The organism is Aureibaculum marinum (assembly GCF_003813905.1).
GTDB lineage: Bacteria > Bacteroidota > Bacteroidia > Flavobacteriales > Flavobacteriaceae > Aureibaculum > Aureibaculum marinum.
On sequence record NZ_RPFJ01000113.1, the window covers coordinates 1 to 1,106 of the forward strand.

The 1,106-nt window shown below is 32.5% G+C and carries 1 protein-coding gene; it reads left to right on the plus strand.

The genetic code is table 11. The features are described 5' to 3' along the window. On the plus strand, positions 1-1,046 hold a 1,046-nt coding region (locus EGM88_RS15605; protein WP_238988466.1), incomplete at its 5' end, for a transposase. Between the last annotated feature and the right edge of the window lie 60 nt (positions 1,047-1,106).

Here is a 1,106-nt window from a genome sequence, read left to right on the forward strand (position 1 = left end):
AAAAAAAAATACAACGTCATTTAGATTATATTGATAACAAATTAGAACAGTACAATAAGGATCTGGCACAGAGTGACAGTGAAAAGGACAAAGAACAAATCAATAAAGATATTGATAAACATAAAGGTCGTAGAAATGAATATAAAAAACTAAATGAACAGTTGAAGGCCTCGGGAGAACCACAAATATCAACCTCAGACCCCGACAGTAAGCATTTAATAGTACGAAACAATATTACTGAAGTTGCTTATTGTGTACAATCTACTGTTGATGCAGATCATAATATTCCATTCGATTACTTGGTAACCAATAAGAATGACTCCAAAGCCATGGGACAGATGCTACAGAGAGCTAAAACCATTTTAAGAACAAATTCCTTTACCGCACTTTATGACAAGGGATATCATACCGGTAGTGAATTTAAAACGGCAAATGACCTAAATATTGAAACCCTTGTTGCTATTCCTGCAATAGGGAGGGCATCGCAAGCTCCAGATCCAAACTATAACTCAGAAAATTTTAAATATAATAAACAATACGATACCTATACTTGCCCAGAAGGAAACACGCTTAAAAGTAATGGAAGCACTTATAAGGGACGCAACTATCGCTTCAAGCAATACAAAACAAACAAATGTAAAAACTGTACAGTAAGAGCATTATGCACCACTTCTAAAGTAAATGGAAAAGTCATACAGCGAAGTGAATTTCATCAATATATTGAAGCCAATGCACAAAGAGTATTACAAAACCCACATGCTTATAAAAAAAGACAAGCTATTGTTGAACATCCGTACGGAACAATAAAACGCCAATGGAGTTTTGACCACATCATGACTAAAAAAACGATGCAAAGAGCTAGTGCAGATGTGGGATTGATGTTTATTGCTTATAACTTAACTAGAATTTGGAATATCATTAGTAAAACTAACATGTCATATTTTAAAGCTTACAAGTCATTTATTAGGTTTATTACTGCTATTATAAGAGATTTTAATGTAGTATGCGGACAAAATTCAAAAAATAAAATCTTAGCATACAAATAATACAAAAAACTGTATTTTAGTAGAAATATATAAAATTGCAGTAGGTTATTAGACAGACTG